This window comes from Leisingera daeponensis, from assembly GCF_019801465.1.
Taxonomy (GTDB): Bacteria; Pseudomonadota; Alphaproteobacteria; order Rhodobacterales; family Rhodobacteraceae; genus Leisingera; species Leisingera daeponensis_A.
Genome location: NZ_JAHVJA010000004.1, coordinates 263,452 through 288,928 on the forward strand (window position 1 = coordinate 263,452; position 25,477 = coordinate 288,928).

The window sequence follows — 25,477 nt, forward strand, 5'->3', positions numbered from 1 at the left end:
AACTTCCGATTGAAGTTTTGCCAAGAATTTAGAGGGAAATTCTTATCCGCCGATAGTTTCGACGGTCAGGTTTCCATTGGTGTAGACGCAGATATCTGCGGCAATGGCCATGGCGTCCCGCGCCACGGCTTCGGCGGATTTACCGCTGTCCATCATGCCGCGGGCCGCCGCCAGAGCAAAATTTCCGCCTGAGCCGATGGCAGCGACATCATGTTCCGGTTCGAGCACGTCGCCGGCACCGGTGATGACGAACATGTCGGCGCCGTCAGTGACGATCAGCATTGCTTCCAGCTTCTGCAGGTATTTATCGGTGCGCCAGTCTTTGGCCAGCTCGACACTGGCGCGGGCGAGCTGGCCGGGGGTTGCTTCCAGCTTGGCTTCCAGTCGCTCCAGCAGGGTAAACGCATCGGCTGTCGAGCCGGCAAAGCCTGCCACCACATCGAAACCGCCGGGCGACAGTCGGCGCACCTTGCGGGCGGTGCCCTTGATCACAGTCTGCCCCAGCGACACCTGGCCGTCGCCGGCGATGACCACCTGGCCATCTTTCTTGACACCGATGATGGTGGTGCCGTGCCAGCCGGGGAATTGATCGTCTGCCATTTATGCCTCCGTTTGGTTGCCCCCTATATGGAACCATCGCCCCGCTGGCACAAGGGAGCGTGCCGGTTCCCGGGAGCCGGAAAGGCTGGATGAGGTTTTGCTGCTATGCAGAAACTGCAAAGCGGGGCTGTTGAACGGGCATTTGCGGGACTCAGCAGTAAATCCTACATGGGGCTCACAACCGGCACAGGGTCGGCTGTTTCTTAGAAGGATATGCGCAAATGACGACCGCAAACATTCATGCGCCGCTCGGAGCAGTCACCGTTCTCCGCGTGGTCGATGCAGTGGCTAACGTGAAAGAATCCATCCTGGAGTGGTATGAAGCCCGCCAAACCCGCAAGGCGCTGGCACAGCTGTCGGATGCGCAGCTGGATGACATCGGCCTGAGCCGCTCTGACATCGCTAAGATCTGAGACTGCAATGATCGAAGATTTTGAATGAGCCGCCCAGAAACGGGCGGCTTTTTTCATTTCTGGCAAGCGATCTTGTACTTACCAGCCTGATCCGGCAGCCAGGCCTCGATTGCAGCGGTAGCAACCACATGGCGGGTTCCGGCTTCAGCGTCCTCAACATCCAGCCCGCCTTTGACGGCGCGCACATTGGCACGGCCCCGGGGCAGCTCTAGCGCCACCAGACCGCAGTCCACCGCTTCCGGCTGTTGCACACCGATGGTCACCTCCACCCGCATTTCGCTGTGGTCGATTCCAAGTTTTGCAAACAAGGTGATCGAGGAATGGTGCAATGCGTCCTGCACGGCGCGGCAAGCTGCCTTGGTATAGTTTTGACCGTACAGGTCGTTGCCTGTGCCCATTTCGAGGATAATACGCTTTTCGCTCATTCCGCAGCCTCCATGTCAAACGACACGGTAATGGCCGCATTGGCGATCACCGTGCGCCCGCCATGCGGCTTTTCAATGTCCAGCCCGCCTTCAACCACACGGATGCGGGGCTGGCCGTAGGGAATGATTTTCAGGAGCGCGCCCTTGTCCACCTCCGCCGGTTTCTGGACCCCGACCTCTGCGTCGATGATCATGTCCTCTTTTGAGAAATCGAAGAGTTCCGCCATGTTGACGGAATTGTGCCATAGCGCGTCCCTGATCGCGCGGCGGGCGGCTTCGGTGTAATCTTCGCGCCTGAGCGATGTGCCCATGCCGAATTCAACCAGGACCGGTGTCTTTGCCATGCTGCCTCCTGAATTTGTCCTGGAGCGGACCGTTGCAGGCATGAACAACAAAGGAAAGAGCCAGTTTGAGGTTCGCGGCTAAACCAGACCGGAGCAAGAAAAAAGGGCCGCCCCGGCGGGGACAGCCCTTGAATTCCCGTCTTGGATCCGGCTCAGATCGACTCTTCGATCCAGCTCTGCAGCGCAGCCTTTGGGGCCGCGCCGGCGCGGTTGGAGATCACTTGGCCGTCCTTGAAGATGAACAGCGCCGGGATGCCGCGCACGCCCATGGCAGCGGCGGCGTTCGGGTTGCTGTCAACGTCGACCTTGGCAATTTTCACCTTGCCGTCGAATTCCGCGGCCAGCTCTTCCAGAGCCGGGCCGATCTGCTTACAGGGACCGCACCACTCAGCCCAGAAATCCACCACAACGGGGATATCGGAGTTCTTGACTTCGGCGTCAAAGGTGGCGTCGGTGACGGCTACGGTGGACATATGCATGTCTCCATGAGTGTGTGGCAACTGGAGTTGGAACCTAGGTACGGCTTAAAGGATCGTCAAGGTTCCAGACGCCGCATTAGCGCGGCTGTCACAAGTTCGTGCGGCAGCGGCATGAGAGTAGCGGAACGGGTCCAAAGCAGCGCGGTCTCGATCGTTCGGCCGGGGTAGATTTGCTGTAGCGCATATGCATAGGCACCCATTTGGCGCAGAAGTCCTTCGGGGCACTGCTCCGGGGTCACAGGGAAGGTGGCATTGGATTTGAAATCAACTGCAATAACCTTGTCCGGTGTGACGATCAAACGGTCGATGATGCCATGCAGCCGGGTTCCAAGCAGATCTGCGGTGATGGGAACTTCCGCCAGCGTGTCGGGATGAAACACATCTGCCACGGCGGCATTCTGCAGAACCGCCGAGGCCTCCGCCAGAAGTTCCGCACAGTCGGCCGCCCCTTGCAGCAGGTTCCGTGCCAGCCGCGGCCAGCCTGTTTCCGGCCTGCCGGGCAAGTGTTCCAGCAGCAGGTGCAGGCGGGTGCCCCGGGCCTTGGCTGCCTCTTCATCGAGCCCCTGATCGCCGGGCAGCGCCTTGGCTCCACCCAGATCGGAAGGGCTGAGCGCCGGCGCCGGCGCTGCATAGGGTTTGGCCGGGCGGGTGAAGACCTCAGGCAGCTCATGTTTTGGAATTTCATTTGCCTCAGGAACGACCAGAGGCAGGCCATCCCAATCGCCATGCTGCAGCCGAAGGCCGGTGCCGCCCTGGGTGTCGAATTCCACCGCACCGCCGTCGTGCATTGCATGTTCCGTCAGCCGGTACCAGCTGTCGCCTTGCTCGCCCACTTCGCCGGCGGCAGCGACAATCAGCCATTTTTCCGCCCGGGTCAGAGCCACATACAACAGCCGCAGCCGTTCGTTCTGCAGTTTCTCCTGCGCGGCTTCGCGGGCTGCCAGCATGGCGGGTGGCATCTGGTCCTTGGGCAGTTTCCAGACCGGAGTGCCATCGACCAGCATAATTTCCGCGTCCCGCGGTGCTTGCCGTTTGGCGGTGTCCGGCAGGATCACGATCGGCGCTTCCAAACCCTTGGAGCCATGAACCGACATCACCCGGATCATGTTGCCAGCCGCACCCATCTGGCGTTTGATCTCCAGATCATCGGTCTGCATCCAGACCAGGAAGCCGGTGAGGCTGGGCACATCTGTGCGCTCATAGGCCAGCGCCTGCGACAGCAGCGCGTTGATACCGTCCTCAGCCTCCGGGCCCAGCCGGCCCAGAAGTTTCTGACGACCACAGTGGCGGGTCAGAATCCGCTCGATCAAGTCGTAGGGCCGCAGAAAATCTGCATTGGCCCGCAGGTCATTAAGGACCGCCATGGTTTCGGGGTATTCCATTGCCCGGTTCCGCAAAGCCGGCCAGAGGTACATCGCCTCGCGCCGGTGTGCGAGGTCGAACAGAGCCTGTTCCGTCCAGCCGAACAGCGGCGATTTCAGCGCCTCCGCCAGAGACAGTGAGTCCTCCGGAAGCGCCAGGAAGCGCAGCAGCGCAGCGATATCCTTGACCGCCAGTTCGGCGCCTACCTTGAGCCGGTCGGCGCCGGCGATGGGCAGTTCAGCGTTCTTGCAGGCGCGGATGATCTCCGAGAACAGATCGGAGCGGCGCTGCACCAGGATCAGGAAGTCACCGGCCTGCACCGGGCGGCGCTGAAAGGTACCGCGCTCAGGGCCGTCTTCGGGGATGGTGACGCCGGTTTCGATCATCTGTTTGATCGAACGCGCGATGCGTTCGGCCAGGATCACCGTGTGGTGGCGGCTGCTGGGTCGGTCGACGGGGCTGGTCCAGTCAGGATCCTCGTCATCCTCGACCTTGCCGACCACCGGCCAAAGATCCACCCGGCCCGGCAGGTCGGACTTGAAGGCGCGGTGCAGCGCCTCCTTGCGGAAACCTGCGCGCGGGCTGTCGCGGAACACCAGGTCCACCAGTTTCAGGATCGCGGCGGAGGAGCGGAAGGAGAATTCGAGCGAGGCGTCCTGCAGCCCTGCCCCGGTCTCGGCTAGCCGGTTGCCGAATTCCTGCTGCATCCGGTCAAAGGCATCCGGATCGGCACCCTGGAAGGAATAGATCGACTGCTTCTTGTCGCCGACCACGAAGATCGTACGCTCAACGTCCGAGCGCGCCCCCTCGCCGGCCGTAAATTCCTGCGCCAGCTTCTCGATCACGTCCCACTGCACCGGGCTGGTGTCCTGCGCCTCGTCCACCAGAATGTGGTCGATGCCGCCGTCCAGCCGGTAAAGCACCCAAGCAGCAACACCCGGATCGTTCAGCAGCTGGCGGGCCTTGAGGATCAGGTCGTCAAAGTCGAGCCAGCCGCGCAGCTGCTTGCGGCGCTCGTATTCCGGCAGGAAGGCAGCAGCAAAGCGGTGCAGATCATGGCTCTTGCGCGCTGCCGTCAGCGCCAGGCGTTTTGCCCGGGCGTCCTCGACCCGCCGCATCAGCGGTTCCAGCTGATCCATCAGGGACAAGTGGGATTCGCGCAGTTTCTTGGTTGGGAACTTGTCTATTTTGGCGGTGAACGGTTCCTTGGCGCTGGCACCGGTCAGAAACACGCTTTCCAACGTGTCCAGATCGGCGAGCGTGGGCTGGGTGATGCCGACGAGCTTGGCCGCTGCCCTCTGATCCGTGGTGCCGCCCTGCCCCAGCATGTCACGGGTGTGCTGCAGCAGCTCTTCCTCGCCGCCCAGGAACACCAGGGCCTCCAGCGCGGTCTCGTCAAAGCCTTCGGGCAGCCCGAACAGGTCCAGCAGCCCGTTCCAGTCCAACGGCTCGCCGAAATCGGCGCGGCGCTGGCAGATGGCAGACGTGAGCGTTTCGAAATCGCTGTCGCTGACATGGCGCGCCAGGGTATCCACCAGCGGCGCCTCGGCGCCTTGGGCAAGATCCTCCATGATTTCTGCCCGCAGCAACTGGCCCGCGCGGTCATCCATCTCAGAAAACTGCGGGCTGACACCGGCCTCCAGCGGGAAGCGGCGCAGCAGCGAGGAGCAAAAGGAGTGGATGGTCTGGATCTTCAGCCCGCCCGGCGTCTCGATCGCGCGGGCAAACAGGGTGCGCGCCTTGGCCAGATCCTCTGCAGCGGTGCTGACCTCCCCCAGTTCGGTCAGTGCTGCGATCAGCGCCGGATCACCCAGCATCGCCCATTCCCCCAGCCGCTTGAACAGCCGGTTCTGCATCTCGCTGGCGGCAGCCTTGGTATAGGTGAGGCAGAGGATGTGCTGCGGCTGCACACCCTTCAGCAGCAGCCGCGCAACCCGGTCGGTCAGTACCTTGGTCTTTCCGGAGCCTGCGTTGGCGGCCAGCCATGTGGAGGCATCGGGCCGCGCAGCGCGGAACTGCGCCTCTGAGGCGGCGTCGCGGATGGTCATGCCAGATCCTCCGGCTGCGGTTCGGCGCTGCGGTCCCATTCGCCGTAGCGCGCCAGGTGGTCGTAATCGCCGGCGATGTCATCCCGGTGCACCATGCGGCGGCTCGAATAGCCTTGGTTAGGCTCGAAATAGGCTCCGATCAGCGTGCGCAGCTCATCCCAGACCTTTGCGGGCGGCTCATCCTCCAGCGGTGCGCGCACCTCGCTTAGTTTACTACCCAATCCTATGAACAGGGCACGCGCCACTTCCGCCGGGCCGAGGTCGTCAAAGGCGCCTTCCTCGGCCATGGCGGCCTCGATCAGCAGCTGTTTTTCGAATTTCTTCTGCTGCGACTCGCTGGGCGGCGTGCCCGTCTTGTAGTCGTAGAGATGCAGGAAGCCGCGGTCGTCCATGTCGATCCGGTCGGCGCGGCAGGCGATGGTGAAATCCAGCGGGATCAGCCGGGCGCTGCCCTTGGCCTCGAAGGCGACCGGCTTGGCGCGGGCCTGACGCTCCTGCTCCGCCAAGACGAAGTCGCCGGCAATCTTGCGGATGCGGCTGTGCCACAGGATGCGTGCGACAGGCCAGGGCACGTGGGTTTCCAGCAGTTCGCGGGTTTTGCCGATCAGCTGCTCCGCCGTCAGCAGGGAAGGGTCTGCCTGGGCTTCCTTGATGAAGTGTTCAAACACCTCATGCACCACGATACCGCGCAGCAGGGCGTCTGGCTCCTGCACCAGCGGGTTGAGCGGCCTCAAGCGCAGCACATGTTTGGCATAGATCGCATAGGGGTCGCGGATCAGCCGCGGAATTTCAGTGATTGTGAGCCGCCGCGGGCGGGCCGCCACCGGCGGGCAGGGGGACGGGCGGGGATATTGTGGGATCGGTGTGGGTTCTTCCAGCGCTTCCGCCCAGCCGAGCCATTGGCGGCCCTTGGCCCGCATGGTGTCAAGTGCCGCGCGACCGCCCTGTTCCGGCAGGCCGGACAGCAGGTTGGTCAGCCGGTTCAGCCAGCGGGAGGGAACGGTGTCGGCCTCCTCGGAGCGTTCGGCGCGGGTCAGCCAAACTTCGGGCGCAGCGATAGCCTGCTGGAAGTCATGGGCCGACAGGCCGATGCGGCGTTCGGGCAGCAACAGCCCCGACTGATTGCGCAGCTGGCGGTTCAGCCAAGGGTCGGGGCTGGCGGCCTCGGGCCAGCTGCCTTCGTTGAGGCCGCCAAGGATCACCAGGTCGGCACCTTGCACGCGTGCTTCCAGCGTGCCCCATATCATGATTGAGCCATAGGGCGCATCGCGGTCGCGGACCTCGCCCTGGCTCAGCAGCGCGCCCAGCAGGTCAGCGAAGTCACGGGCAGTCATGTCGCCGCCATAAGGCGCTTCGGCCTCCAGGTTCTCGATGCAGGCAAGGGCAGACTGGCCGGCTTTCTTGTCCCAAAGTGTGCCAAAGCCACTGGCTTGGCTGCCCGCAGCAATGCGTTCGGCCAGTTCGCGCAAACGCTGGACCCAGTCCGCTAGGGGCAAGGTGCCGGTAATCTCTTGGTCCGCGAAACAGGCGGACAGCCAACCGGTCCAGCCCGGTGTCAGCTCCCGGCCCTTCTCGAACCTGGCGAAGGCTTTTGCATCCGGAAAGGGCGGGCCGTTTCGGCGCAGGGATAATTCCAGCTCGCGGGTCTGGCGCAGGTGGTTGCCGCGGTCCGCGCCGTCGTGGGTGAGCGGGTGTTTCAGCAAGGTCAGCAGGCGGTCGCAGGTCAGTAGTTTGCAGAACAGCCCCGCCACATGGCGCAGGAAGCGGCCCGGCGGCGACAGCTGCAACGGCTGGCCGGCCGAGTCGTCGGGCAGGATGTCCCAGCGGTCCAGCGCTGCAGAGACCTGGCGGGTCAGCATCCGGTCCGGGGTGATCAGTGCCGCGGTCTGCCCGTCTTCCGCCGCCTGGCGCAGGCGCAGCGCGATGGCCAGCGCCTCGGCGCGGGGGCTGGGGGCCTCGATCAGGGTGACGTTTTCAGTGGCTGTGCCCAAACCGGCCAGCAGCGGGCCTTCGCTCATCCAGGCGTCGGTGACCGGGGCTGGGCGCAAGGCCAGCGAGACCAGCCGGTTGCGCTCTGGAGAGGCCGGCGGGGTCTCTGTCCAAGGCTGCACGTCGCCCGGTGACAGCTCCAGATCCTTCATCAGCTTGTAGAACCGGTACTGCGGGTGATCCTCCGAGATCATCGGATCATCCAGCCCGGACCAGACATGCTCCGGCTGGTCAAAGTCGAAGCCGGGCAGCACCACCGCCCCTTGCGGCAGCCGCGCGATGGCCTGCATCAGCATCAGCGTGGTCCCGCGTGAGCCGGTAGAGCCGGCCAGGATCACCGGATGCCGCGGCGGGCTTTCCTGCCATTGGTCAATCAGGTTCAAAACCACCTGGCGCTGCCGGGCCTGGGCATCCATCGCGCCCTCATGCAGGCCGGTGAATTCATCGGCGATGCCGATGAAGGCCTGCGCCCGGGCCCAGTGGCCGGACATGTCGGAGACATCAAGCGCGCGGATCGTGTCTGTGTTGACGCCTTCGCCCTGCATTTCGTCGATCAGCGCCGCAAGGCTGTCGGACAGGTCATAGAGTGAGGCGCGGGAGGCGAGATCGGGCTGGGTGTCCAGCAGTTTCGCAATCAGCTGCGACAGCTCCAGCCGGCGCCGCAGCGGGGGCAGGGCCGGCGGCAGGCCCTCCAGCGTGGCGCGCTGGGCCAAGTCGGTCAGCAAGAGCATCCGAGGCAGCAGCAGGGCGGGGCTAGCATCAAACAGGTTCCGCACCCGGCGGGCCATGCGGGAGGTGTTGACGATCAGTTCCGTCCGCGCGAGCGCCTCGGGCGGCAAGCCCTGGCTGCGGCTGCGCAAGCCCTCGACCAGCGCACGGGGGAAATCGACGCCGCAAGGCACGGCAAACAGGCGCGGATTGGCGGATGGTTCAAACATCATCTGCGGCTATCAGGTCCTCGGCCAGTGTGATCCCTTCGGGGTTGCCCACATCGCACCAGCGGCCGGGATATTCCAGCGCAAACAGCCGGTCCGCTGCGGCCATCTGGTTCCAGATTACGTTCAGGGAGAAAACCTTGTCTTCAACCTGGTGCAGCCTTTCAGTTTTCAGGATCTGCACACCGCCATAGACCAAGTCACCGCCGCGGCTGATGCGCCCCTCGGCATCTGCCGTAAAATCGCCACCGCTGGTGCGGCCAAAGGCACGAGCCAGCGGCACACAGACCAAGAGCGCATCCATGCGCTCCGGATCCCAGGATTCCTGCGCCAGCTGCAGCGGGTTCGGGCCTTTCCAGATAGCATCGGTGTTCATGGTGAAAACCGGGCCATTCCCCAGCAGAGGCAAAGCCTGGCGTAGCCCGCCGCCGGTGTCGAGTATTTCGGGCGCCTCGAGGCTGAGGCAAACATTCTCAGGCTCCAATAGGGCTTGTAGCGGCGCCGGTTTGTAATGCAGGTTGGCGGCGATCCGGGCCGGATGGATGGCCTGGGCCAACTCCAGTGCGTGGGAGATCAGCGGTCGGCCCGCCACCTCAATCATCGGTTTCGGTTTATCTCGGGTCAGCTGCCGCATCCGAGTTCCAAAGCCGGCGGCAAACAGCATGACTGCATCGGGGGAGCGGTGCATCAGGGCCTCAGCTTGTCGAGGTTTTCCGGGGTGGGCGCCGGAAGGCTTTCGCGCAGCAGACCGGCCACCGGGGCCAGCGCTGGGTGCTCGAGTCCGCGAATGAAATGGTCCCAGACCCGCGGAATCAGATCCACGTAATGGGGTTTGCCGTTTTCCATGCTGAGGCGGGCAAAGACCCCGAGGATGCGCAAGTTCCGCTGCACACCCAATACGGTATAGGCGGTGCGGAAACCTGATTGGTCCACCTCCGCCGCCGCGATGTAGCGGTTGATCATCTGCATTTCGATGCTGGCGGGCACATCGCGCCGGGCGTCCTGCAAGAGCGACACTAGATCATAGGCCGGGTGGCCGGCGCGGGCGTCCTGGAAATCCAACAGGCCAACACGGGCAACGCCCTCGCGGTCTGGCAGCCATAGAAGGTTTTCGGCATGGTAGTCGCGCTGAACGAGAACGGGCTCGCCAGTGACAGTTTCGCGCAGAACGTCCTCGAATTGATTCTCGAAGCGGGTCCGGAGGTTTGAATCGTGACTGCCGAGGATACCTGTGCGGTACTTCGAAAGTGCCAGACCGGCCATTTCAGCCATCAGCCGCGGACCATATGGCTCCAGATCCGGTATCGGTGCTTGGTGCAATACCAACAGGGCGTCGGTTGCCGCTTCATAAATGTTCTTTTCCAGCGACGGTTCACGCAGGACGACCCGGGCGTACAGGTCGTCGCCCAGATCCTCCAGCAACAGGAAGCCTTGTTCAACATCTTCGGCAAGAATCTCCGGGGCACTGAGGCCCTGGTCGCGCAAGTACCGGGCGACGTGGATGAACGGGCGGACGTCTTCGCCCTTTTCCGGCGGGGCGTCCATCAGCACCACGGTTTCGCCGCCGTCACCGGTCAGCCGCTCATAGCGGCGGTTGGAGGCGTCACCGGCCAGCGGGTCGCGCTTCCAGGCGGCATAAGGTGTCGCGGACAAAAAGTCGTCGCAAAGGGTATCGCGGTCATTCATGCGCAGATGCGCTCCATCAGGGGCTGCCATTTCGGATCGCTCCAGCGGAGCGTCAGATGGCGGCGGTCTTCATGTTCGGGGTCCAGCGCCAGCGTCAGGTGCAGGGCGTGGGGAGGTGTCAGATCGGCCAGCCGGTCTGGCCATTCAACCAGGCAGATCGCGGATTCAAACGCCTCGGTCAGGCCCAGTTCCTCCAGTTCCTCCAGGGAAGACAACCGGTAGAGGTCGGTGTGCCAAAGTTCGCCGGCGGGCACATCATAGGTTTGCACCAGCGTGAATGTGGGGGAGGGGACATCCTCCGGGAGATCCATCAGAGACTGGATCAGATGCCGGGCAAAATGGGTTTTCCCTGCCCCGATCACCCCTTCCAGCAACAGGCAATCGCCGGGGCTCAGAGCGCCGGCGATTCGGACGGCCATCTGGGCCGTTTCTTCGGGTGAGTTCAGCGTGCAGGCCGCATTATTTGTCGTCATGGCGGTACAATGGCTTCGCCGACGGGAGGCTGCAAGCTGGTTTAAAGGGCTAGCCCTGTGTGATGGCGGGGAAGCGTTCCTGGTCTGACGGCAAGGCTGTGTTTTCAGGACTGCGGAAGCTTACCATTGTGGCGCCGTTCTGAATGGCGGTGACCTTGCAGATCATCTGTGTGCCGTCGCGCAGCTGAACATGGGACCACCAGGCGGCGCGGCCTTCACACCCTGCAACAAAGTCGCGGATTTCCCCCCAGACAGGGGTTGGGTCACAGGTGTCCTGCCAGATCCGGCTGGCGTCCATGATTGATACCTTTGCAAAGCTGGAGTCCGGGTCCATCTGCCAAAGACTGTCATAGGCACTGTTGGAAAAGCTCATGCTGCCGTCATTAGCGAAAACCGCGATGGCTTCGTCCATCTGGTCCAAAATTGACTGGCCCATTTCAAGTTCAGAGCGGAATTGGCGGGTGAGGGTGACCTCTGCAGTGATGTCTTCGAATAGGAAAGCGATGGCGCCATCGGGATGCGGCCGGCCGGACACTTTGTAAACGGACCCCGACGGCAGCGACCAGGTTTCCTGGTAGCGGCCTTCTGCGGCAGCCTCCAGCAGGTCGGCCATCTGGTGGCGCCAGCTGGAATAGCTCTTGGGTTCCGGCATCATCCGCTGATCGCGCAGACGGTCAAAGAATGTCAGCAGGTTGGGCCGCGAACTGAGAAAATTGGCGGGCAGGGCGGTGAGGTCGATCAGCACCGGGTTGAACAGCACGAGCTGGCGGTTGCGGTCAAAAATCGCGAGACCGATCGACAGCTGGGCAAAGGTCTTGGCCAGGGTCTGAACAAAGTTGCGTTGGGCGACTTCAGCATCGACCACTGCGTTTACGTCGACCGCATGGCACAGCCAGCCGGCCTCGGTTTCGGTGGTCGAGACGTTGTACCACAGCTTTTTGCCGCTCTCCGGCAGCGGGATGAAGATCCGCTCCGGCTTGCCGCTGGACATCGGGTCATGGAGATCGGTGAACAGGGGGGCGGCGAAATCTGCGCCTCGGCCGCGGATCTTCTGGCTCAGGTTGTCATAGGCAAGATTGGACCAGGTGACGTTGCCCTCTTCCGACTGCAGCCAGACCGGGTAGGGCGCCTGATGCACCGCGGCGCGTAGGGTGGTCAGTTCCTGATCCAGAGATTTGTTCTGCTCTTCCAAAGTGCTGCGGCGCAGTTGCACGCGGGTGACCCCGTCGATCCATTCGCAATGCGCTTCGCGGCTTTCTGCTGCCGCTGTGCCGGACAGCACCAGCGGTCCCACATCCTTGAGGAACCCGGGCGACTGCGGCAGACCGGGGTAGCTGCGGGCCAGCTGTTCCCGCAGCATGCTCCAATCGAAGTTTTCCGCCTGATCGCCGATGAACTTGCGGGCGCCGGAGGACCAGCCGATCAGGCTGCTGTCATCAAACAGAAACACCGCATCGGCGCGGCCGTCTGCGGCCAGCAGGTCATGCTCCATACCGCTGCGGCGGGGGGAAGGTGACAGCCACCAGACTGCGGCGGCTGCTGTGGCAGCGCAAAGTGCGGCCAGTACAAACCATTCGATCGACGCGAAATCCTGCATGTCTTCCTGCCTAGTTCAGCTCTCGTTTACCCGCATGGTTCCCTAAAAATGGTTAAATGAAGTTTAATTGGTTTCCCAAAAGTGAATAGTTAAATTTCTAAAGGTAAATTTTTTCCGGTAACAGGGCCTCTTGCGGCCATGGCGTCGATTTCCCTGCGCGGCCAGGCGACCTCGACGATGGCGCCTTGCCGCTCAATGCCGGGAAACAGGGTTTGGTGGGGGTCTGAGCCATTGGCAAACCTCAGCTTCGCACCGGTGCGCTGCAGCAGGGTCTTGGCGATGAACAGGCCCAGACCCATACCCTCGTACTCTGGGCGCTGCTTCAGTTCGCTTTCACCCCGGCGTCGGCGCACGAATGGATCACCGATGCGGCCAAGAAGATGAGGCGGAAACCCTTGACCGTCGTCGCTGATCCGCAGGAGAATCCGGTCGTTGTCCCAGGCCGCATCTATCCAGACCGTTGATTGGGAAAAATCGACCGCGTTTTGGACCAGGTTGCGCAGTCCATGGATGATTTCAGGCTTACGCATCACTGTCGGCTGCTGAAAGTCGCCGCCTTCCAGTGGCTCCTCATGGTAAAGAACGGCCTTGCCCCGGTGCATATGCGGTTCGGCTGCTTCTGTCACCAGAGTGGAAAACGGCGCCTGGCGCAGGTGCAGATCATCCTTGCCGGCGCGGCCCATCCCGCGAAGGATGTCCCGGCAGCGGTCGGCCTGCTCGCGGATCAGGGCTGCATCCTCGCGCAGGTCAGGGCGGTCGTCCAGTTCCTCGATCAGCTCAGCGCTGGTCAGCTTGATGGTTGCCAGTGGGGTGCCCAGCTCATGCGCAGCGGCTGCAACGACACCGCCCAGATCCGTCAGCTTCTGCTCGCGTGACAGGGCGAGCTGGGTGGCGCTCAGCGCATCCGACATCAGGCGCATTTCATTGCTGACCCGGAAGGAATAGGCGCCGATGAACAGGATGGCGATGACGATGGCGATCCAGTTCCCGAATATGAAGACATCGGGAATCCGCAGGACAAACCCTTGCTCAGTCCGCAGCGGTAGATGGAATTCCGCCATCAGCGTAACCAGAATGATGGCAGTAGCGCCGATGATCAGTGTGGAGCGAAGACCCATCACCGCGGCGGAGATTGTCACTGGCCCCAGCACCAGCAGTGCAAAGGGATTGTTCAGCCCGCCCGTCAGATACACCAGGAAGGCCAGTTGCAGCAGGTCGAACAGCACCATCAGGAAGTTTTCGAATTCGCTGAGGCGCTTGTTTTCCGGAAAGGCAAGGATGGCAATGAGGTTGCCAGCCGCGGAAATGCCGACAGCGAGATAGCATAGGCCCAGCTCCAGCTGCAGATTGAACCGGTGCTGTGCCACCGTTATTGCGGTGATCTGCCCGGCAATCGCCACCCAGCGCAGCAGGATTAGCGTGCGCAGGCGGATCCAGTGGCTGTGATCGTGGCTGCTCGTCAGCTTGAAGAGGCGATCGCTCATTCGGTTCCGGTGCTCCCGCAGATGTGACGCCGTGCGCCAGTTGCATCGGCCGTAATTCTTGATAGGTCTGGCGCCGCAAACGATCAACATCCCTTCCCTGACGAAAAGTGTGATCCCATGACCCGCGTTTTTGCTCTATTAGCTGCAGCATTTGTCGCCGCCCTGGTGGGCGGCGCCTGGTTTCTGACCCGCGGAGGCAACGGGGGTGACAAATTCGCGCAGTGCCGCAGCAGCCAGATCGCGGGTGGCACCGAATCCATCGGCGGGCCGTTCGAACTGGTCAATGGAAACGGGGAGACCATCACCGACAAGGACGTGATTACCGAACCGTCAATCGTCTATTTCGGTTACACCTTCTGCCCCGATGTCTGCCCGATGGATGCGGCTCGCAATGCGGATGCCGTCGATGTACTGGCCGAGCGCGGCATCAGCGTGACACCGGTGTTCATTTCCGTCGACCCGGATCGCGATACCCCTGAAGCCGTTGGGGATTTTGCCGCAAACCTGCATGAAAAGATGATCGGGCTTACCGGCTCTCTGGAGCAGGTGAAGGCGGCGAGCAAGGCCTACAAGACCTATTTCAAGAAGAACGAGGGCGATGAGGATTACTATCTCGTCGACCACTCCACCTTCTCCTACCTGGTGCTGCCGGAAGCGGGGTTCGTGGAGTTCTTCCGCCGCGATGAAACAGCGGAGCAAATGGCCGACAAGACGGCTTGTTTCGTCGGGAAAATTTGAAGCAGGATAGCTGTTTGACCTTTTCCCCCGCCCGGACATATTCTTGCGCCAATAGATAAAACTGCGCGGAGGACCGGGCATGGCCGAAACTGCTCTGCAGGAAATTGGACCCGACAAGACACTGCTGCTGGTCGATGACGACGAGCCGTTTCTGCGGCGTCTGGCTAAGGCAATGGAAAAACGCGGCTTCGAGGTGGAAACCGCCGGATCGGTTGCCGCGGGCAGTGCGATCGCTACCGCCCGCCCGCCCGCCTACGCGGTGATTGACCTGCGGCTGGAGGACGGCAACGGCCTGGATGTGGTGGAAGTGCTGCGCGAAAAGCGCCCGGACAGCCGGGTCGTGGTGCTGACCGGCTATGGCGCCATTGCCACGGCGGTTGCCGCGGTGAAGATCGGTGCGACCGATTACCTGTCCAAGCCGGCCGATGCCACCGATATCATGAACGCGCTGCTGTCCAGCGGTGATGAGCTGCCGCCGCCGCCGGAAAACCCGATGAGCGCTGACCGGGTGCGCTGGGAGCATATCCAGCGGATCTATGAGCTGTGTGACCGCAACGTCTCGGAAACCGCCCGGCGGCTGAACATGCACCGCCGCACCCTGCAGCGTATTCTGGCCAAACGCAGCCCGCGCTGATCCTCAGAGTTGCGCTAGCAATTGCGCATGGCGGCTTAGGAACGCCATGCGGGTTTCCAGCGGCGGGCGCAGCACGATATTCAACCCCTCGACGGTCTCCGGTTTCGGACGGCCGAAAAACCGGCTTGCTTCCTTTTCTGAAAACCCCGCGATCTGCACCGCCTCCATCCAGGCGCTGACCTTGTCCGCCCGCTTGATCTGCGCTTTTACCGTTTTGGGCAGCGCAGCCGGCAGTCCGAACCGCAGGTGGATCGCCGCGGTCAGCCGCTGATCGAGATCCCCGTAGCCGGGGCCCACCGCAGCCTTCACAGGAGAGATCATGTCCCCGATGACATATTCAGGGGCATCGTGCAGCAGCGCCGCCAGCCGCCATTTAACCGGCGCCTTAGGCTGCATCCGGGTGAAGATATCTTCGACCAGCAGTGAATGCTCTGCCACTGAATAGGCAAAATCCCCCATCGTCTGGCCGTTCCAGCGCGCCACGAAGGCCAGCCCGTGAGCGATATCCTCGATCTCAATATCCACGGGCGTCGGATCCAGCAGATCCAGGCGGCGGCCGGACAGCATTCTCTGCCAGGCGCGGGCGGGTTGGGGGGGCATAGGTCGTCCTGTTGCTGCTTTCGCCCCTTTGACTACCTTGTGCGGATGAAGCGGGCAATGCCCGCCGCAGTTGGACGTGTTTGCGTGAACACCGATGAAAACGGTCAGTTTATGCCGCGTGAGTTTGAAAACAGCGCCGTTAGACCCAATATTATGAGTATACAAGGGGCACCGCCCCCTCCTTGCGGCAAACCCCTTTCGTGACGTGACACGCAACAGAAAGGAGTTTGTCATGTTCAAGCGTTTACTTGGTCTTTCCCTGTTGTTCGGCATGGCAGCGACAGCGCCTCCAGCGTTAGCCGGCAGTTGCGGCGACCGCGAGGCTATGACGCAGAAGCTGGAAAGCGGGTATTCCGAACGGCTGACGGCCGGCGGACTGCAGAAAAGCCGGCCTGAAGCGACAGTGATTGAAGTCTGGGCGTCGGATGAAACCGGCACTTTCACGGTTCTGGTCACCCATGCAAACGGGATCAGCTGCGTTGTCGCAACCGGTTCCTCTTTCTTCCATATCACGGAAAAAGCGCCGGATCCGGGCACCGCCAGCTGACGTCGGCTGCCTGACAGGCTCCCCCAAAACAGCCTGACACTTGATGAAATGCCTGAGCCATCGGCTCCGGTTGCGGGTATCTTCGTTGAATATACACACTTGCAGTGTTAGGCCCTGCTGCAAATGTACTCGTAACCGGAATGGAGCAGACTATGGCCGGGGATTATATCGTCAAGGACATCTCGCTGGCAGGCTTTGGCCGCAAGGAGCTGGACATCGCCGAAACCGAAATGCCGGGCCTGATGGCCCTGCGTGAGGAGTACGGTGAAAGCAAACCCTTGAAGGGCGCGCGCATTGTCGGCTCTCTGCACATGACTATCCAGACCGCGGTGCTGATCGAAACGCTGGTGGCGCTGGGCGCGGATGTGCGCTGGGCCTCCTGCAACATCTTCTCGACCCAGGACCACGCCGCCGCGGCAATTGCCGAAGCCGGGATCCCGGTTTTTGCGATCAAGGGCCAAACCCTGGAAGAGCACTGGGATTACCTAGACAAATCCTTCATGTTCCCCGAGGGCGCAAACCTGATCCTGGATGATGGCGGAGACGCCACCCTTTATGTGCTGCTGGGCGCCCGTGCCGAAGCGGGCGAGGACATCATCCCGGTGCCGCAGTCCGAAGAGGAAGCGGTCATCAAGGCGCAGATCATGAAGCGCATGGAAGCCTCCCCGGGCTGGTTCACCAAAACCCGCGACGCGATCCTGGGTGTGTCCGAGGAAACCACCACCGGCGTCCACCGCCTCTATGATCTGCAGAAGAACGGCCAGCTGCCGTTCCCGGCGATCAACGTCAACGACTCGGTCACCAAGTCGAAATTCGACAACAAATACGGCTGCAAGGAATCGCTGGTCGACGGCATCCGGCGTGCCACCGACACCATGATGGCCGGCAAGGTGGCCGTGGTCTGCGGCTATGGCGATGTGGGCAAGGGCTCTGCTGCGTCGCTGCGCGGCGCCGGCGCCCGTGTGAAAGTGACCGAGGCCGACCCGATCTGCGCCCTGCAGGCGGCAATGGACGGTTTCGAAGTGGTGCTGCTGGAGGATGTCGTGTCTTCCGCCGATATCTTCATCACCACCACCGGCAACAAGGACGTGATCCGCATCGAGCACATGCGCGAGATGAAAGACATGGCGATTGTCGGCAACATCGGCCACTTTGACAACGAGATCCAGGTTGCCAGCCTGCGCAACCACAAATGGACCAACATCAAGGACCAGGTGGACATGATCGAGATGCCCTCGGGCAACCGCATCATCCTGCTGTCCGAAGGCCGCCTGCTGAACCTCGGCAACGCCACCGGTCACCCGTCCTTTGTGATGTCGGCTTCCTTCACCAACCAGGTGCTGGCCCAGATCGAACTGTGGACCCGCGGCGATCACTACGAAAACGACGTCTACATCCTGCCCAAGCACCTGGACGAGAAAGTCGCCCGGCTGCACCTGGGCCGTATCGGTGTCAAGCTGACCCAGCTGAGCGCCGAACAGGCCGCCTATATCGGCGTCAAGCCGGAAGGCCCGTTCAAGCCGGAGCACTACCGCTACTAAGCGGAAAAAGCAGAACTCCAGAAAGCGCCGCCGGGGAAATCCGGCGGCGTTTTTCTTTGCCTAACCCAAGTTTCCGGTGGTGGGGTCGATGACAGTTTCGATTCTGGTGATTTTGCTGGCCGGAAAGCCGCTCAGCTTTGAATGCTCGTGTATCGCGTCTTCGGAGTCGGCCAGGTAAATGCAGAAGGTCTTGTCGCCGGCAACATAGGAGTGCTGCCATTGGACCCGGGGGGCCAGTTTGGCCAGCGCGTCATTGGAGGTGCGCGCCGCGCCGCCAAGTTCTTCACCGCTCATGCTGCCGACCTTCGGGATGTCCCGTTCGATGAGAAACCTTTGCATAGGATAACCTCCTCCGTGTCACTGGTACGCAGGCCTCGATATAGGTCCCTGGACCGGAAAGGCATCCGCTCTGGCAGCGAATGGCGGCGGCAACTTGATTGAGGGATCTGGAACTGTGGACCCAGAGGAAGCACGCGGCTCAGCTGGCAATACCGGAAGATGAAACCTTCTGGTTTGCTTCCCGTCCCTTCTGATTTAGCTCGCATTGTCCGGGTTATTGTTTTGCGGAATCGGCGCTGGGCGGCCTATACCTAAGAAACCGGCCAGGACGGCCAGGAACCAGATTTTCATACGCGTGTGGTGGATAGTGGAGCACGCGGGGTGGAAGGGAAGGTCCTGATTGTCCTCAGGTCCTTCCCTTTTCAGTTTGGACTATCGTCAACTCAGAACAGAGTCAGTACCAGTCCGGCTACCGCACAGGCTAGGGTGGCATATCCTCCATCAATCAGTGTCAGTTTCACCGGCCGCACTCCATACATGTTGTTGAGCGCAATCCAGGGGCTGATGAAGAACAGGCCGATGCCGACGCCGCCGACCAGGCCGGCGCCCAGGGTTTCGATGCCTGACAAGCTGAACACATGGCGCATCATGCCAACGACGATCAGCTGCAGCACAAAGGCCATGGCAAAGATCATCGGGCTTTGTCCGCCCTTCGGTTTGCCGTCACTATCACATTCAACGCCGGAGGCTTCGATCCACGGCTTGGCCAAGGCGCCGTAATACGCAGCGCCGAGGGCAAACGCGGCCGCAGCCGCTACAATCACGCTTAGAAATCCCATGATGCTCTCCTCAATGGTTTCAACCACTTGAGAGCAGATTGGCAGATCAGCTGGGATCTGTCTCCCCCAGCGTGCAAATGCACTCCCATTCTGCCTCGCTCACCGGCTGGACGGACAGGCGGGAATTCTTCACCAGAACCATCTCTTCGAGCCGCGGGTCGGCCTTGATCTGATCCAGGCTCACCGGCTTGGCGAAGGGGCGCACCGCCTTGATGTCGACGCACTCCCAGCGGTCGTCTGCGGTGGTGCTGTCGGGATGCGACTCGGCGCAAACCTCAACGATGCCGACCACGGATTTCTCTTTCTGCGAATGATAGAAAAAGCCGCGGTCGCCAATCTTCATCTCGCGCATGAAGTTGCGCGCCTGGTAGTTCCGCACGCCGTCCCATTCCTCCCCTGCATCCCCTTTGGCAACCTGGTCATCCCAGCTCCAGGTGGAAGGTTCGGATTTGAACAGCCAGTAACGCATCAGCCGATGACCTTTTTCCAGGTGATCAATTCGACGGCTTCAAAGAGGCCGGCCTTGTTGTAGGGGTCATTTGCTGCCCAGGCTTCACCCGCTGCCATGTCTTCGACGTCCAGAATAACCAGAGAGCCGGCCATATTGCCATCCTGATCCAGGAGCGGGCCGGCTTGGGCCACGGCGCCGGTGTCGTTGATATAGGCCAGGTGGGCGTCACGGTTGTCCAGGCGGGTCTGCAAATGGCCAGGTTTGTCGCGGGCGATCAATGCGATGAGCATTTTATTCCTCTTTTAATGGTCTTTTAAGCAAATGTGCCGCTGCTTCGCTGATCGTCAAGCGCTGATCTATCAAATTGGTTACCGTGAGTGTGACCGGCATATCCAGCCCCATCCGCTGCGCCTGCGCTGCAACCGCCCGTGCGGTTGCGGCGCCTTCCACTGTAATGCTGGGGTCGAATTCCTCGCTGCGGCCGATGGACAGGCCCAGCCGGTAGTTGCGCGAAAGGTCCGAGGTGCAGGTCAGGGCCAGGTCGCCAAACCCCGAAAGCCCGGCCAGGGTTTCCGCCTTGGCGCCGCTGGCCAGCGCCATGCGCTGCATTTCCGCATAGCCTCGGGTCATCAGGGCGGCACGGGCGCTGTCGCCCAGCCCGGCACCGATGACAGCACCGCAGGCGATTGCCATCACATTCTTCAATGCGCCGCCGATTTCGGCGCCTGTGGTATCCGTTGTGCGGTAAAGGCGAAGATTGGCCGTGGTCAGCTGTTCCTGCAGCTTCTTGCCGGCCTCCGCATCTTCGCAAGCCAGCGTCAGCGCAGTTGGCAGCCCGCGTGCTATGTCGGCAGCAAAGCTTGGGCCGGTTAGCAGTGCAGCCTGCGCGTCCGGCAGAACCTCCCGGATGACGGCAACCGGACCCAGGCCGGAATCCAGCTCAATTCCCTTACAGCATGCGACAAGTGTCTTTCCTGCCAGTTTTGCCTTGTTTTCCGACAGCACGCTGCGGAGAGTTTGCATCGGGACCGCCAGAAGCAGGATTTCGGATTCGCAAGCCTCAGTCATGTCCGCAGTGATGGAGAGGTTCTCAGGCAGTTCCACCCCGGGCAGGCGGGTGCCGTTGCGGCGGCTGTCCTGCATCGCCTGGGCCTTCATCGGGTTGCGGGCCCATAGGGACACCGGGCCCTTTTCAGCCAGCGAAATCGCCAAGGCGGTGCCAAAGGCACCCGATCCCAGTACCGAAATGGTCATGCTTTGGCTCCCTTGCGGCCTGATCCGATCAATGCCGGGCTGCTCTGATCCAGCGGCCAGCGGGGGCGGGCAGTCAGATCCAGCCCGTCCCGCGCTCCCGCCTTGAACCGCTCCAGACCGGCATAGGCGATCATCGCAGCATTGTCGGTGCACAGCCGCAGCGGCGGCGCGGTGAAGGCGGCGCCTGCCTCGGCGCACACGGTCTCCAGCGCCGCGCGGATGGCTGTATTTGCCGCAACACCGCCGGCAGCGGCCACAGTCGGTTGCCCCGGTTGTTCCGCCAGATACAGGCGGATCGCGCGACGGGTTTTTTCTGCCAAGGTATCGACCACGGCAGCCTGAAAGCCGGCGCACAGGTCAGCGCGGTCCTGCCGGGTAAGACCGCCTTTCTCTGCCACGATCTGGTCCCGCATCCGCATCAGCGCGGTCTTCAGGCCGGAGAACGACAGGTTGCAGTCCGGCCGGTCCAGCAAGGGGCGGGGAAAGCGGAACCGCTTGGGGTCGCCTTGTTCTGCCTCAGCCTGCACCGATGGTCCGCCGGGCTGGGGCAGCCCCAGCAGGCGGGCGGTCTTGTCAAAGGCTTCGCCAGGAGCATCATCAATTGTGCCGCCCAAGCGGGAGAAATCTTCCGGCCCGCGCACCAGAAGGTACTGGCAGTGCCCACCGGATACCAGCAGCATCAGATAGGGATAGGCGATCCCGTTCGTCAGCCGCGGCGTCAGCGCGTGGCCTGCCAGATGGTTCACTCCGATGAGCGGCAGTCCGGTGGATGCGGCAATCCCCTTGGCGCACATCACGCCGGACATCACGCCGCCGATCAGTCCCGGGCCGGCAGTCACGGCGACCGCATTCATGTCCTTCAGGGTCAGCCCGGCCTCTGCCAGTGCATCACGCACACAGATGTCCAGTTTTTCCGCATGCGCGCGCGCCGCAATCTCCGGCACGACGCCGCCAAAGGCGCTGTGCAGCTCAGTCTGGCCGAACACGATCGAGGACAGGACCTCGGGCCGTGCACCCTCGGCCTGCCGCACCACGGCGGCGGCGGTGTCGTCGCAGCTGCTCTCCAGCCCCAGAATTGTCAGGGTCTTAGTCATAGCCTTACCGTTGCATCAAACTGTTGCCGGGGCTACCACCGAAGCGGGGTGCAAACAATCCCGGGAGCCTCGCGATGGTGCCTTTGCTGATGACACGCCCGCTGGCAGCGGCAGAGCGGTTTGCTGGCGGCTTGCCTGCGGCGGCGCGCGCCAGGCTGAATGTGATCTACGCACCGCTGATTGAGGTCAGGCCCGCGCAGGCGCCGGTCGAACTGCAAGGGGTGAAGGGCGTAATTTTCACTTCTTCCAATGGGGTGTCGGCCGCTTCACGTGAAACCACAAAGCGGCTGCCAGCCTACTGCGTCGGGCAGAACACCGCACGGACTGCGGCGGATGCCGGATGGCAGGCGCGTTGCCTGGGGCAGCGCGCGGATGAGCTGACAGAAGCTCTGTTGCAAGAGAGGCCTGACGCACCGCTTCTGCATCTGCGAGGTGCCTACACCCGCGGCAGCATCGCCCGGCGGTTGACGGATGGCGGTCTCCCCTGCCGTGAGCAAATCGTGTATGATCAGGTGCTTCTGCCGTTGACGGAAGAGGCGCAGACCGTGCTTTCTGCGCAAAATGACGTGATTGTGCCGCTATTTTCGCCTAGGACTGCGCGCCATTTTGCCAATCTTTGCAAGGATGCTTCGCATTTGCATCTGATTGCGCTTAGCGAGGCAGTTGCAGATCCGTTGAAAGGCTTGAGTTGCAAGGCTTTGAGCGTAAGTAGGACACCGGATGCAGCGGCCATGACAACGGCTGTTCTTGATGCCGCAGCGCAGCTGTCCCGGCTTGAGGGCGAGGGGCGCGCAGAGTAGGGTCCAGCGTGTTCGCAGGAATGTATTTTAGGAATCGAGGGGGAAGCCGGCGTGGCTGAAAAGAAAAATCCGGAAGACGCGTTTGAGCCCGGCCCCGGTGCACCCAAGCCGGCTGAGGACACCGCCGCGGCCTCTGAGCAGGGTTCGGCGGGTGAAACCGGTTCTGAGCCTGTTGACACCTCTGAGGATGTAGCGTCCCCGGTTTCCGAGACCGAGACCGAGACCGAGACCGAGACCGAGACCGAGACCGAGACCGAGACCGAGACCGAGACCGAGACCGCAGTTGCGTCCTTCGATGGAGATGCGGCTGCAGGGCGGGAAGAGGTTTCCGTGGAACCGGTTGTTGCAGCAGATGTTTCCCGGGAAATCGAGCGCGTGGTGGAAAAGCGCGGCGGTTTCGGTTCCGCGGTCCTTGGCGGCGCAGTTGCAGCTATGATCGGTTTTGTGGCAGGCCAGGCTGGCTGGCTCAACAGCTTCTTGCCTCCGTCGATGCAGCAAAATAGCGAAGAGTTGGCGGCTTTGGAAACTGGCCAGTCGGATCTGCAAGCCGCATTGGCTGCAATGAAAGAGCAGGTTGAGGCCACCCAGGTTCCCGATATTGGTCCGCTTACCGCCCGTCTTGAAACGATGGCAGGTGAAATCGAGCTGTTGAAAACCGCGCCGGCACCGGATGCGGATTTGCGGACGGACCTCGAATCCTTGGCTGATCGCGTAGCCGCACTGGAAACCCGGCCGCTGGAGGGCGCGTCGCCGGAGGCCTTGGCCGCGTTTGAATCTGAATTGGCGAAGCTGCAGGATAGCCTTGCTGCGCAGCGCTCTGAAGTCGAGCAGATGCTGGCGGACGCCCAGGCGATGGACGCTGCCAGTGCGGAAGCTGCAAGGATCGCCAGCGCACAGACCCAGTTGGCGCATCTGCGCTCAGCGCTCGACAGCGGTAACAGCTATGCCGCCAGCGTGCAGGAGCTTGCCGCCCTTGGCGTGGATGTGCCCGCTGCACTGTCCGGCCCGGCTGAAAACGGCGTGGCCACGATTTCTGCCCTGCGCGACAGTTTCGCCCCTGCGGCGCGCGATGCGCTGGCCGCCGCACGGGAAGAGACCAAAGGCAGCGGCAGTTTGCTGGATTACGTGAACCGCCATTTGGGCGCACGCTCGGTGACGCCGCAGCAGGGAGACAGCCCGGATGCGATTCTCTCCCGGGCTGAAGCCGCGGTAGCCGCAGGCAAGCTTCAGGATGCGTTGAGCGAATTGACTGCGCTTCCCGGCTCCGCGCGTACCGCTCTTTCAAACTGGGAAGCCAGGGCAAACACGCGGGTTGCGGCTGTAACTGCCGCTGCTGATCTGGCGCGAAGCCTGCAAGCCAAATAAGGAAGCCTCCATGCTCTGGTCGTTGTTGAAGATCCTCGTATTTGTCGCAATCGTCGCGCTTCTTGCGTTCGGGGGCCGTCTGTTGATGGAAACCGCAGGTGGTATGCAGATCACTGTTGCCGGCACCGAATACACTCTCAGCGCTCTGCAATCGGTAATCGCGCTGGGTGTGCTGGTGCTGGGCGTCTGGCTTTTCCTGAAACTTTTGTCGCTTTTGGTCGCCACGCTGCATTTCCTGAACGGTGATGAAACCGCCCTGTCGCGCTACTGGGACAAGGGCCGCGAACGCAAGGGCTATCAGGCGCTTGCTGACGGGCTGATGGCATTGGCCTCGGGGGAGGGGCGCTTGGCGCTGGCCAAGGCCGCGCGGGCTGAGAAATACCTGCAGAAGCCGGAGCTGACCGATCTGCTGGTGGCCCAGGCGGCAGAGATGAGCGGCGATACGCACAAGGCGGCCGAAGCTTATAAACGCTTGCTGTCGAACCAGCCGACGCGTTTTGTTGGCGTGCGCGGGATCATGAAGCAGAAGCTTTCCGAAGGGGATACGGATACTGCCCGCCAGCTGGCGGAGAAGGCACTGGCGTTGAGGCCCAAGCACGAGGAAGTGCAGGACACGCTGCTGCGCTTGCAGGCTCAGGCTGAAGATTGGGCCGGGGCGCGCAAAACATTGTCGACCAAGCTCAAGACCGGCACCCTGCCGCGCGATGTATTCAAACGCCGCGATGCGGTGCTGGCCTTGTCGTCCTCCAAGAGCATCCTGGATGAAAACGCCACGGTTGAGCAGCAGGAGCAGGCGATTGAGGCCAACCGCCTGTCGCCGGATCTGGTTCCAGCCGCCGCAATGGCGGCCCGCGCCTATATAGCCCGGGGCAAGAAGCGAGCGGCTGTCCGGCTGCTGAAGAAGACCTGGGAAAGCCAGCCGCATCCCGACCTGGCCCATGCATTTGCCGAAATCGAACCTGAGGAAACCGCCGCTGAACGCGTCAAGAGGTTCGACCAGCTGGCGCGGATCAAGCCGCTGAACGATGAAACCCGCCTAGTGATGGCGGAACTGAATATTGTCGCTGAAGACTTCCCCGAAGCCCGCCGCTGGCTGAGCGATTTGGCCAAACGGGCGCCGGATGCACGCGCTCTGACACTGATGGCCGCGATCGAGCGTGGCGAAGGGGCCAGCGACAAGGTGGTGCAGGGCTGGCTGGCCAAGGCACTGACCGCGCCACGAGGGCCTCAGTGGGTTTGCGACAGCTGTAACCACATCCATGCGGAATGGGCACCGGTCTGCGAGCATTGCTCAAGTTTTGACACGCTGTCCTGGAAGCGCCCGGAAACACCTGAGGTGGCAAGTACAGCCGCAGCCTATATGCTGCCGCTGATCACTGGTGTGCTTGAGGACAAGACTGCTGCGCCGGCCGAAGATGCCGAGATCCTGGAAGCCGCCGAGGAGGAAGACGGAGAGGCGAAAGACACGGTTAGAGAGGCGACCTGACATCGCTCCAAGTC

Annotated in this window: 26 protein-coding genes; 8 read left to right on the forward strand and 18 right to left on the reverse strand. The window is 62.2% G+C overall.

Annotation, left to right across the window (positions count from 1 at the left end; genetic code table 11):
* Positions 1–42 precede the first annotated feature (42 nt).
* On the reverse strand, positions 43–600 hold the full coding sequence (gene hslV, locus KUV26_RS12225; protein WP_222503678.1) for an ATP-dependent protease subunit HslV: 558 nt from the start codon (positions 598–600) through the stop codon (positions 43–45).
* A gap of 221 nt (positions 601–821) precedes the next feature.
* On the opposite strand from hslV, the gene KUV26_RS12230 reads away from it, so the two are divergent.
* Positions 822–1,013 (forward strand): DUF1127 domain-containing protein, encoded by a 192-nt coding sequence (locus KUV26_RS12230; RefSeq protein ID WP_222508525.1) that lies wholly within the window; start codon positions 822–824, stop codon positions 1,011–1,013.
* A 53-nt stretch (positions 1,014–1,066) separates the two neighbouring features.
* Here the strand turns inward: KUV26_RS12230 and KUV26_RS12235 are convergent, their stop codons facing one another.
* The 10 genes from KUV26_RS12235 to regB all read right to left on the reverse strand — a co-directional run bounded on the left by KUV26_RS12235 (position 1,067) and on the right by regB (position 13,835).
* Entirely contained in the window at positions 1,067–1,438 is a 372-nt protein-coding gene (locus KUV26_RS12235; RefSeq protein WP_222508526.1) for a Lin0512 family protein, read from the reverse strand.
* Complete coding sequence (locus tag KUV26_RS12240) at positions 1,435–1,782, reverse strand: Lin0512 family protein (protein ID WP_222508527.1); 348 nt, start codon at positions 1,780–1,782, stop codon at positions 1,435–1,437. Before KUV26_RS12240 ends, KUV26_RS12235 begins: the two co-directional genes overlap by 4 nt.
* Before the next feature lie 152 nt (positions 1,783–1,934).
* Positions 1,935–2,255 carry a thioredoxin gene (gene trxA / locus KUV26_RS12245; protein ID WP_027235903.1) on the reverse strand — a complete coding sequence of 107 codons (321 nt, stop codon included), beginning with the start codon at positions 2,253–2,255 and terminating at the stop codon, positions 1,935–1,937.
* Positions 2,256–2,317: 62 nt separating this feature from the next.
* Entirely contained in the window at positions 2,318–5,671 is a 3,354-nt protein-coding gene (gene addA, locus KUV26_RS12250) for a double-strand break repair helicase AddA (RefSeq protein ID WP_222508528.1), read from the reverse strand.
* A complete protein-coding gene (gene addB / locus KUV26_RS12255) occupies positions 5,668–8,601 on the reverse strand; it encodes a double-strand break repair protein AddB (RefSeq protein ID WP_222508529.1) in 2,934 nt (977 codons plus the stop codon). Before addB ends, addA begins: the two co-directional genes overlap by 4 nt.
* Positions 8,591–9,283, reverse strand: a complete 693-nt coding sequence (locus tag KUV26_RS12260; protein ID WP_261399854.1) for a nucleotidyltransferase family protein — start codon at positions 9,281–9,283, stop codon at positions 8,591–8,593. The genes addB and KUV26_RS12260 overlap by 11 nt, the downstream gene beginning before the upstream one ends.
* The gene (locus tag KUV26_RS12265) at positions 9,283–10,281 is read right to left on the reverse strand and encodes an aminoglycoside phosphotransferase family protein (RefSeq protein ID WP_222508601.1); all 999 of its coding nucleotides are present in this window, start codon (positions 10,279–10,281) and stop codon (positions 9,283–9,285) included. Before KUV26_RS12265 ends, KUV26_RS12260 begins: the two co-directional genes overlap by 1 nt.
* Positions 10,278–10,754: a tRNA (adenosine(37)-N6)-threonylcarbamoyltransferase complex ATPase subunit type 1 TsaE gene (gene tsaE / locus KUV26_RS12270; protein ID WP_222508530.1), complete on the reverse strand. Its 477-nt coding sequence runs from the start codon at positions 10,752–10,754 to the stop codon at positions 10,278–10,280. Before tsaE ends, KUV26_RS12265 begins: the two co-directional genes overlap by 4 nt.
* Positions 10,755–10,803: 49 nt before the next feature.
* Positions 10,804–12,351: a PAS-domain containing protein gene (locus KUV26_RS12275; protein ID WP_222508531.1), complete on the reverse strand. Its 1,548-nt coding sequence runs from the start codon at positions 12,349–12,351 to the stop codon at positions 10,804–10,806.
* A gap of 89 nt (positions 12,352–12,440) precedes the next feature.
* Positions 12,441–13,835, reverse strand: coding sequence for a sensor histidine kinase RegB (regB, locus tag KUV26_RS12280; protein WP_222508532.1), 1,395 nt, complete (start codon positions 13,833–13,835; stop codon positions 12,441–12,443).
* Between the two features lie 117 nt (positions 13,836–13,952).
* Here regB and KUV26_RS12285 point away from each other — a divergent pair, with 117 nt between their 5' ends.
* Both KUV26_RS12285 and KUV26_RS12290 read left to right on the forward strand, forming a co-directional pair.
* The gene (locus KUV26_RS12285) at positions 13,953–14,573 is read left to right on the forward strand and encodes an SCO family protein (protein ID WP_222508533.1); all 621 of its coding nucleotides are present in this window, start codon (positions 13,953–13,955) and stop codon (positions 14,571–14,573) included.
* Between the two features lie 79 nt (positions 14,574–14,652).
* Positions 14,653–15,207: an ActR/PrrA/RegA family redox response regulator transcription factor gene (locus KUV26_RS12290; protein ID WP_222503689.1), complete on the forward strand. Its 555-nt coding sequence runs from the start codon at positions 14,653–14,655 to the stop codon at positions 15,205–15,207.
* 3 nt (positions 15,208–15,210) lie between these two features.
* On the opposite strand, the gene KUV26_RS12295 is transcribed toward KUV26_RS12290, so the two are convergent.
* Positions 15,211–15,807, reverse strand: coding sequence for an HD family hydrolase (locus KUV26_RS12295; RefSeq protein ID WP_222508534.1), 597 nt, complete (start codon positions 15,805–15,807; stop codon positions 15,211–15,213).
* A gap of 232 nt (positions 15,808–16,039) precedes the next feature.
* On the opposite strand from KUV26_RS12295, the gene KUV26_RS12300 reads away from it, so the two are divergent.
* Positions 16,040–16,354 carry a hypothetical protein gene (locus KUV26_RS12300; protein WP_222503691.1) on the forward strand — a complete coding sequence of 105 codons (315 nt, stop codon included), beginning with the start codon at positions 16,040–16,042 and terminating at the stop codon, positions 16,352–16,354.
* 152 nt (positions 16,355–16,506) lie between these two features.
* The gene (ahcY, locus tag KUV26_RS12305) at positions 16,507–17,895 is read left to right on the forward strand and encodes an adenosylhomocysteinase (protein WP_222508602.1); all 1,389 of its coding nucleotides are present in this window, start codon (positions 16,507–16,509) and stop codon (positions 17,893–17,895) included.
* Between the two features lie 60 nt (positions 17,896–17,955).
* Here the strand turns inward: ahcY and KUV26_RS12310 are convergent, their stop codons facing one another.
* The 6 genes from KUV26_RS12310 to tsaD form a co-directional block, all read right to left on the reverse strand.
* The gene (locus tag KUV26_RS12310; protein WP_222508535.1) at positions 17,956–18,234 is read right to left on the reverse strand and encodes a DUF4242 domain-containing protein; all 279 of its coding nucleotides are present in this window, start codon (positions 18,232–18,234) and stop codon (positions 17,956–17,958) included.
* A 383-nt stretch (positions 18,235–18,617) separates the two neighbouring features.
* Complete coding sequence (locus KUV26_RS12315; RefSeq protein WP_222503694.1) at positions 18,618–19,013, reverse strand: DUF1761 domain-containing protein; 396 nt, start codon at positions 19,011–19,013, stop codon at positions 18,618–18,620.
* Between the two features lie 46 nt (positions 19,014–19,059).
* Positions 19,060–19,482, reverse strand: coding sequence for an EVE domain-containing protein (locus KUV26_RS12320; protein ID WP_222503695.1), 423 nt, complete (start codon positions 19,480–19,482; stop codon positions 19,060–19,062).
* A complete protein-coding gene (locus tag KUV26_RS12325) occupies positions 19,482–19,754 on the reverse strand; it encodes a YciI family protein (protein WP_019295350.1) in 273 nt (90 codons plus the stop codon). Before KUV26_RS12325 ends, KUV26_RS12320 begins: the two co-directional genes overlap by 1 nt.
* A gap of 1 nt (position 19,755) precedes the next feature.
* Positions 19,756–20,718, reverse strand: a complete 963-nt coding sequence (locus KUV26_RS12330; protein WP_222508536.1) for an NAD(P)H-dependent glycerol-3-phosphate dehydrogenase — start codon at positions 20,716–20,718, stop codon at positions 19,756–19,758.
* Positions 20,715–21,812: a tRNA (adenosine(37)-N6)-threonylcarbamoyltransferase complex transferase subunit TsaD gene (gene tsaD / locus KUV26_RS12335; RefSeq protein WP_222508537.1), complete on the reverse strand. Its 1,098-nt coding sequence runs from the start codon at positions 21,810–21,812 to the stop codon at positions 20,715–20,717. Before tsaD ends, KUV26_RS12330 begins: the two co-directional genes overlap by 4 nt.
* A gap of 161 nt (positions 21,813–21,973) precedes the next feature.
* On the opposite strand from tsaD, the gene KUV26_RS12340 reads away from it, so the two are divergent.
* From KUV26_RS12340 to KUV26_RS12350, 3 genes are read left to right on the forward strand one after another with little or no spacing between them, the layout of a single operon-like run.
* Positions 21,974–22,612 (forward strand): uroporphyrinogen-III synthase, encoded by a 639-nt coding sequence (locus KUV26_RS12340; RefSeq protein ID WP_315900112.1) that lies wholly within the window; start codon positions 21,974–21,976, stop codon positions 22,610–22,612.
* Positions 22,613–22,663: 51 nt separating this feature from the next.
* Complete coding sequence (locus KUV26_RS12345; RefSeq protein WP_222508539.1) at positions 22,664–23,977, forward strand: COG4223 family protein; 1,314 nt, start codon at positions 22,664–22,666, stop codon at positions 23,975–23,977.
* Between the two features lie 10 nt (positions 23,978–23,987).
* The gene (locus KUV26_RS12350) at positions 23,988–25,463 is read left to right on the forward strand and encodes a heme biosynthesis protein HemY (protein WP_222508540.1); all 1,476 of its coding nucleotides are present in this window, start codon (positions 23,988–23,990) and stop codon (positions 25,461–25,463) included.
* Positions 25,464–25,477 lie beyond the last annotated feature (14 nt).

Coding starts and splice junctions, on each gene's coding strand:
- KUV26_RS12265 (WP_222508601.1), bottom strand. CDS start 10,281: ATGAATGACCGCGATACCCTTTGCGACGACTTTTTGTCCGCGACACCT.
- tsaE (WP_222508530.1), bottom strand. CDS start 10,754: ATGACGACAAATAATGCGGCCTGCACGCTGAACTCACCCGAAGAAACG.
- KUV26_RS12230 (WP_222508525.1), top strand. CDS start 822: ATGACGACCGCAAACATTCATGCGCCGCTCGGAGCAGTCACCGTTCTC.
- KUV26_RS12315 (WP_222503694.1), bottom strand. CDS start 19,013: ATGGGATTTCTAAGCGTGATTGTAGCGGCTGCGGCCGCGTTTGCCCTC.
- regB (WP_222508532.1), bottom strand. CDS start 13,835: ATGAGCGATCGCCTCTTCAAGCTGACGAGCAGCCACGATCACAGCCAC.
- tsaD (WP_222508537.1), bottom strand. CDS start 21,812: ATGACTAAGACCCTGACAATTCTGGGGCTGGAGAGCAGCTGCGACGAC.
- KUV26_RS12260 (WP_261399854.1), bottom strand. CDS start 9,283: ATGCACCGCTCCCCCGATGCAGTCATGCTGTTTGCCGCCGGCTTTGGA.
- trxA (WP_027235903.1), bottom strand. CDS start 2,255: ATGTCCACCGTAGCCGTCACCGACGCCACCTTTGACGCCGAAGTCAAG.
- KUV26_RS12310 (WP_222508535.1), bottom strand. CDS start 18,234: ATGCAAAGGTTTCTCATCGAACGGGACATCCCGAAGGTCGGCAGCATG.
- addB (WP_222508529.1), bottom strand. CDS start 8,601: ATGATGTTTGAACCATCCGCCAATCCGCGCCTGTTTGCCGTGCCTTGC.
- KUV26_RS12330 (WP_222508536.1), bottom strand. CDS start 20,718: ATGACCATTTCGGTACTGGGATCGGGTGCCTTTGGCACCGCCTTGGCG.
- KUV26_RS12240 (WP_222508527.1), bottom strand. CDS start 1,782: ATGGCAAAGACACCGGTCCTGGTTGAATTCGGCATGGGCACATCGCTC.
- KUV26_RS12320 (WP_222503695.1), bottom strand. CDS start 19,482: ATGCGTTACTGGCTGTTCAAATCCGAACCTTCCACCTGGAGCTGGGAT.
- KUV26_RS12325 (WP_019295350.1), bottom strand. CDS start 19,754: ATGCTCATCGCATTGATCGCCCGCGACAAACCTGGCCATTTGCAGACC.
- KUV26_RS12235 (WP_222508526.1), bottom strand. CDS start 1,438: ATGAGCGAAAAGCGTATTATCCTCGAAATGGGCACAGGCAACGACCTG.
- KUV26_RS12300 (WP_222503691.1), top strand. CDS start 16,040: ATGTTCAAGCGTTTACTTGGTCTTTCCCTGTTGTTCGGCATGGCAGCG.
- addA (WP_222508528.1), bottom strand. CDS start 5,671: ATGACCATCCGCGACGCCGCCTCAGAGGCGCAGTTCCGCGCTGCGCGG.
- KUV26_RS12350 (WP_222508540.1), top strand. CDS start 23,988: ATGCTCTGGTCGTTGTTGAAGATCCTCGTATTTGTCGCAATCGTCGCG.
- KUV26_RS12290 (WP_222503689.1), top strand. CDS start 14,653: ATGGCCGAAACTGCTCTGCAGGAAATTGGACCCGACAAGACACTGCTG.
- KUV26_RS12285 (WP_222508533.1), top strand. CDS start 13,953: ATGACCCGCGTTTTTGCTCTATTAGCTGCAGCATTTGTCGCCGCCCTG.
- KUV26_RS12295 (WP_222508534.1), bottom strand. CDS start 15,807: ATGCCCCCCCAACCCGCCCGCGCCTGGCAGAGAATGCTGTCCGGCCGC.
- hslV (WP_222503678.1), bottom strand. CDS start 600: ATGGCAGACGATCAATTCCCCGGCTGGCACGGCACCACCATCATCGGT.
- ahcY (WP_222508602.1), top strand. CDS start 16,507: ATGGCCGGGGATTATATCGTCAAGGACATCTCGCTGGCAGGCTTTGGC.
- KUV26_RS12275 (WP_222508531.1), bottom strand. CDS start 12,351: ATGCAGGATTTCGCGTCGATCGAATGGTTTGTACTGGCCGCACTTTGC.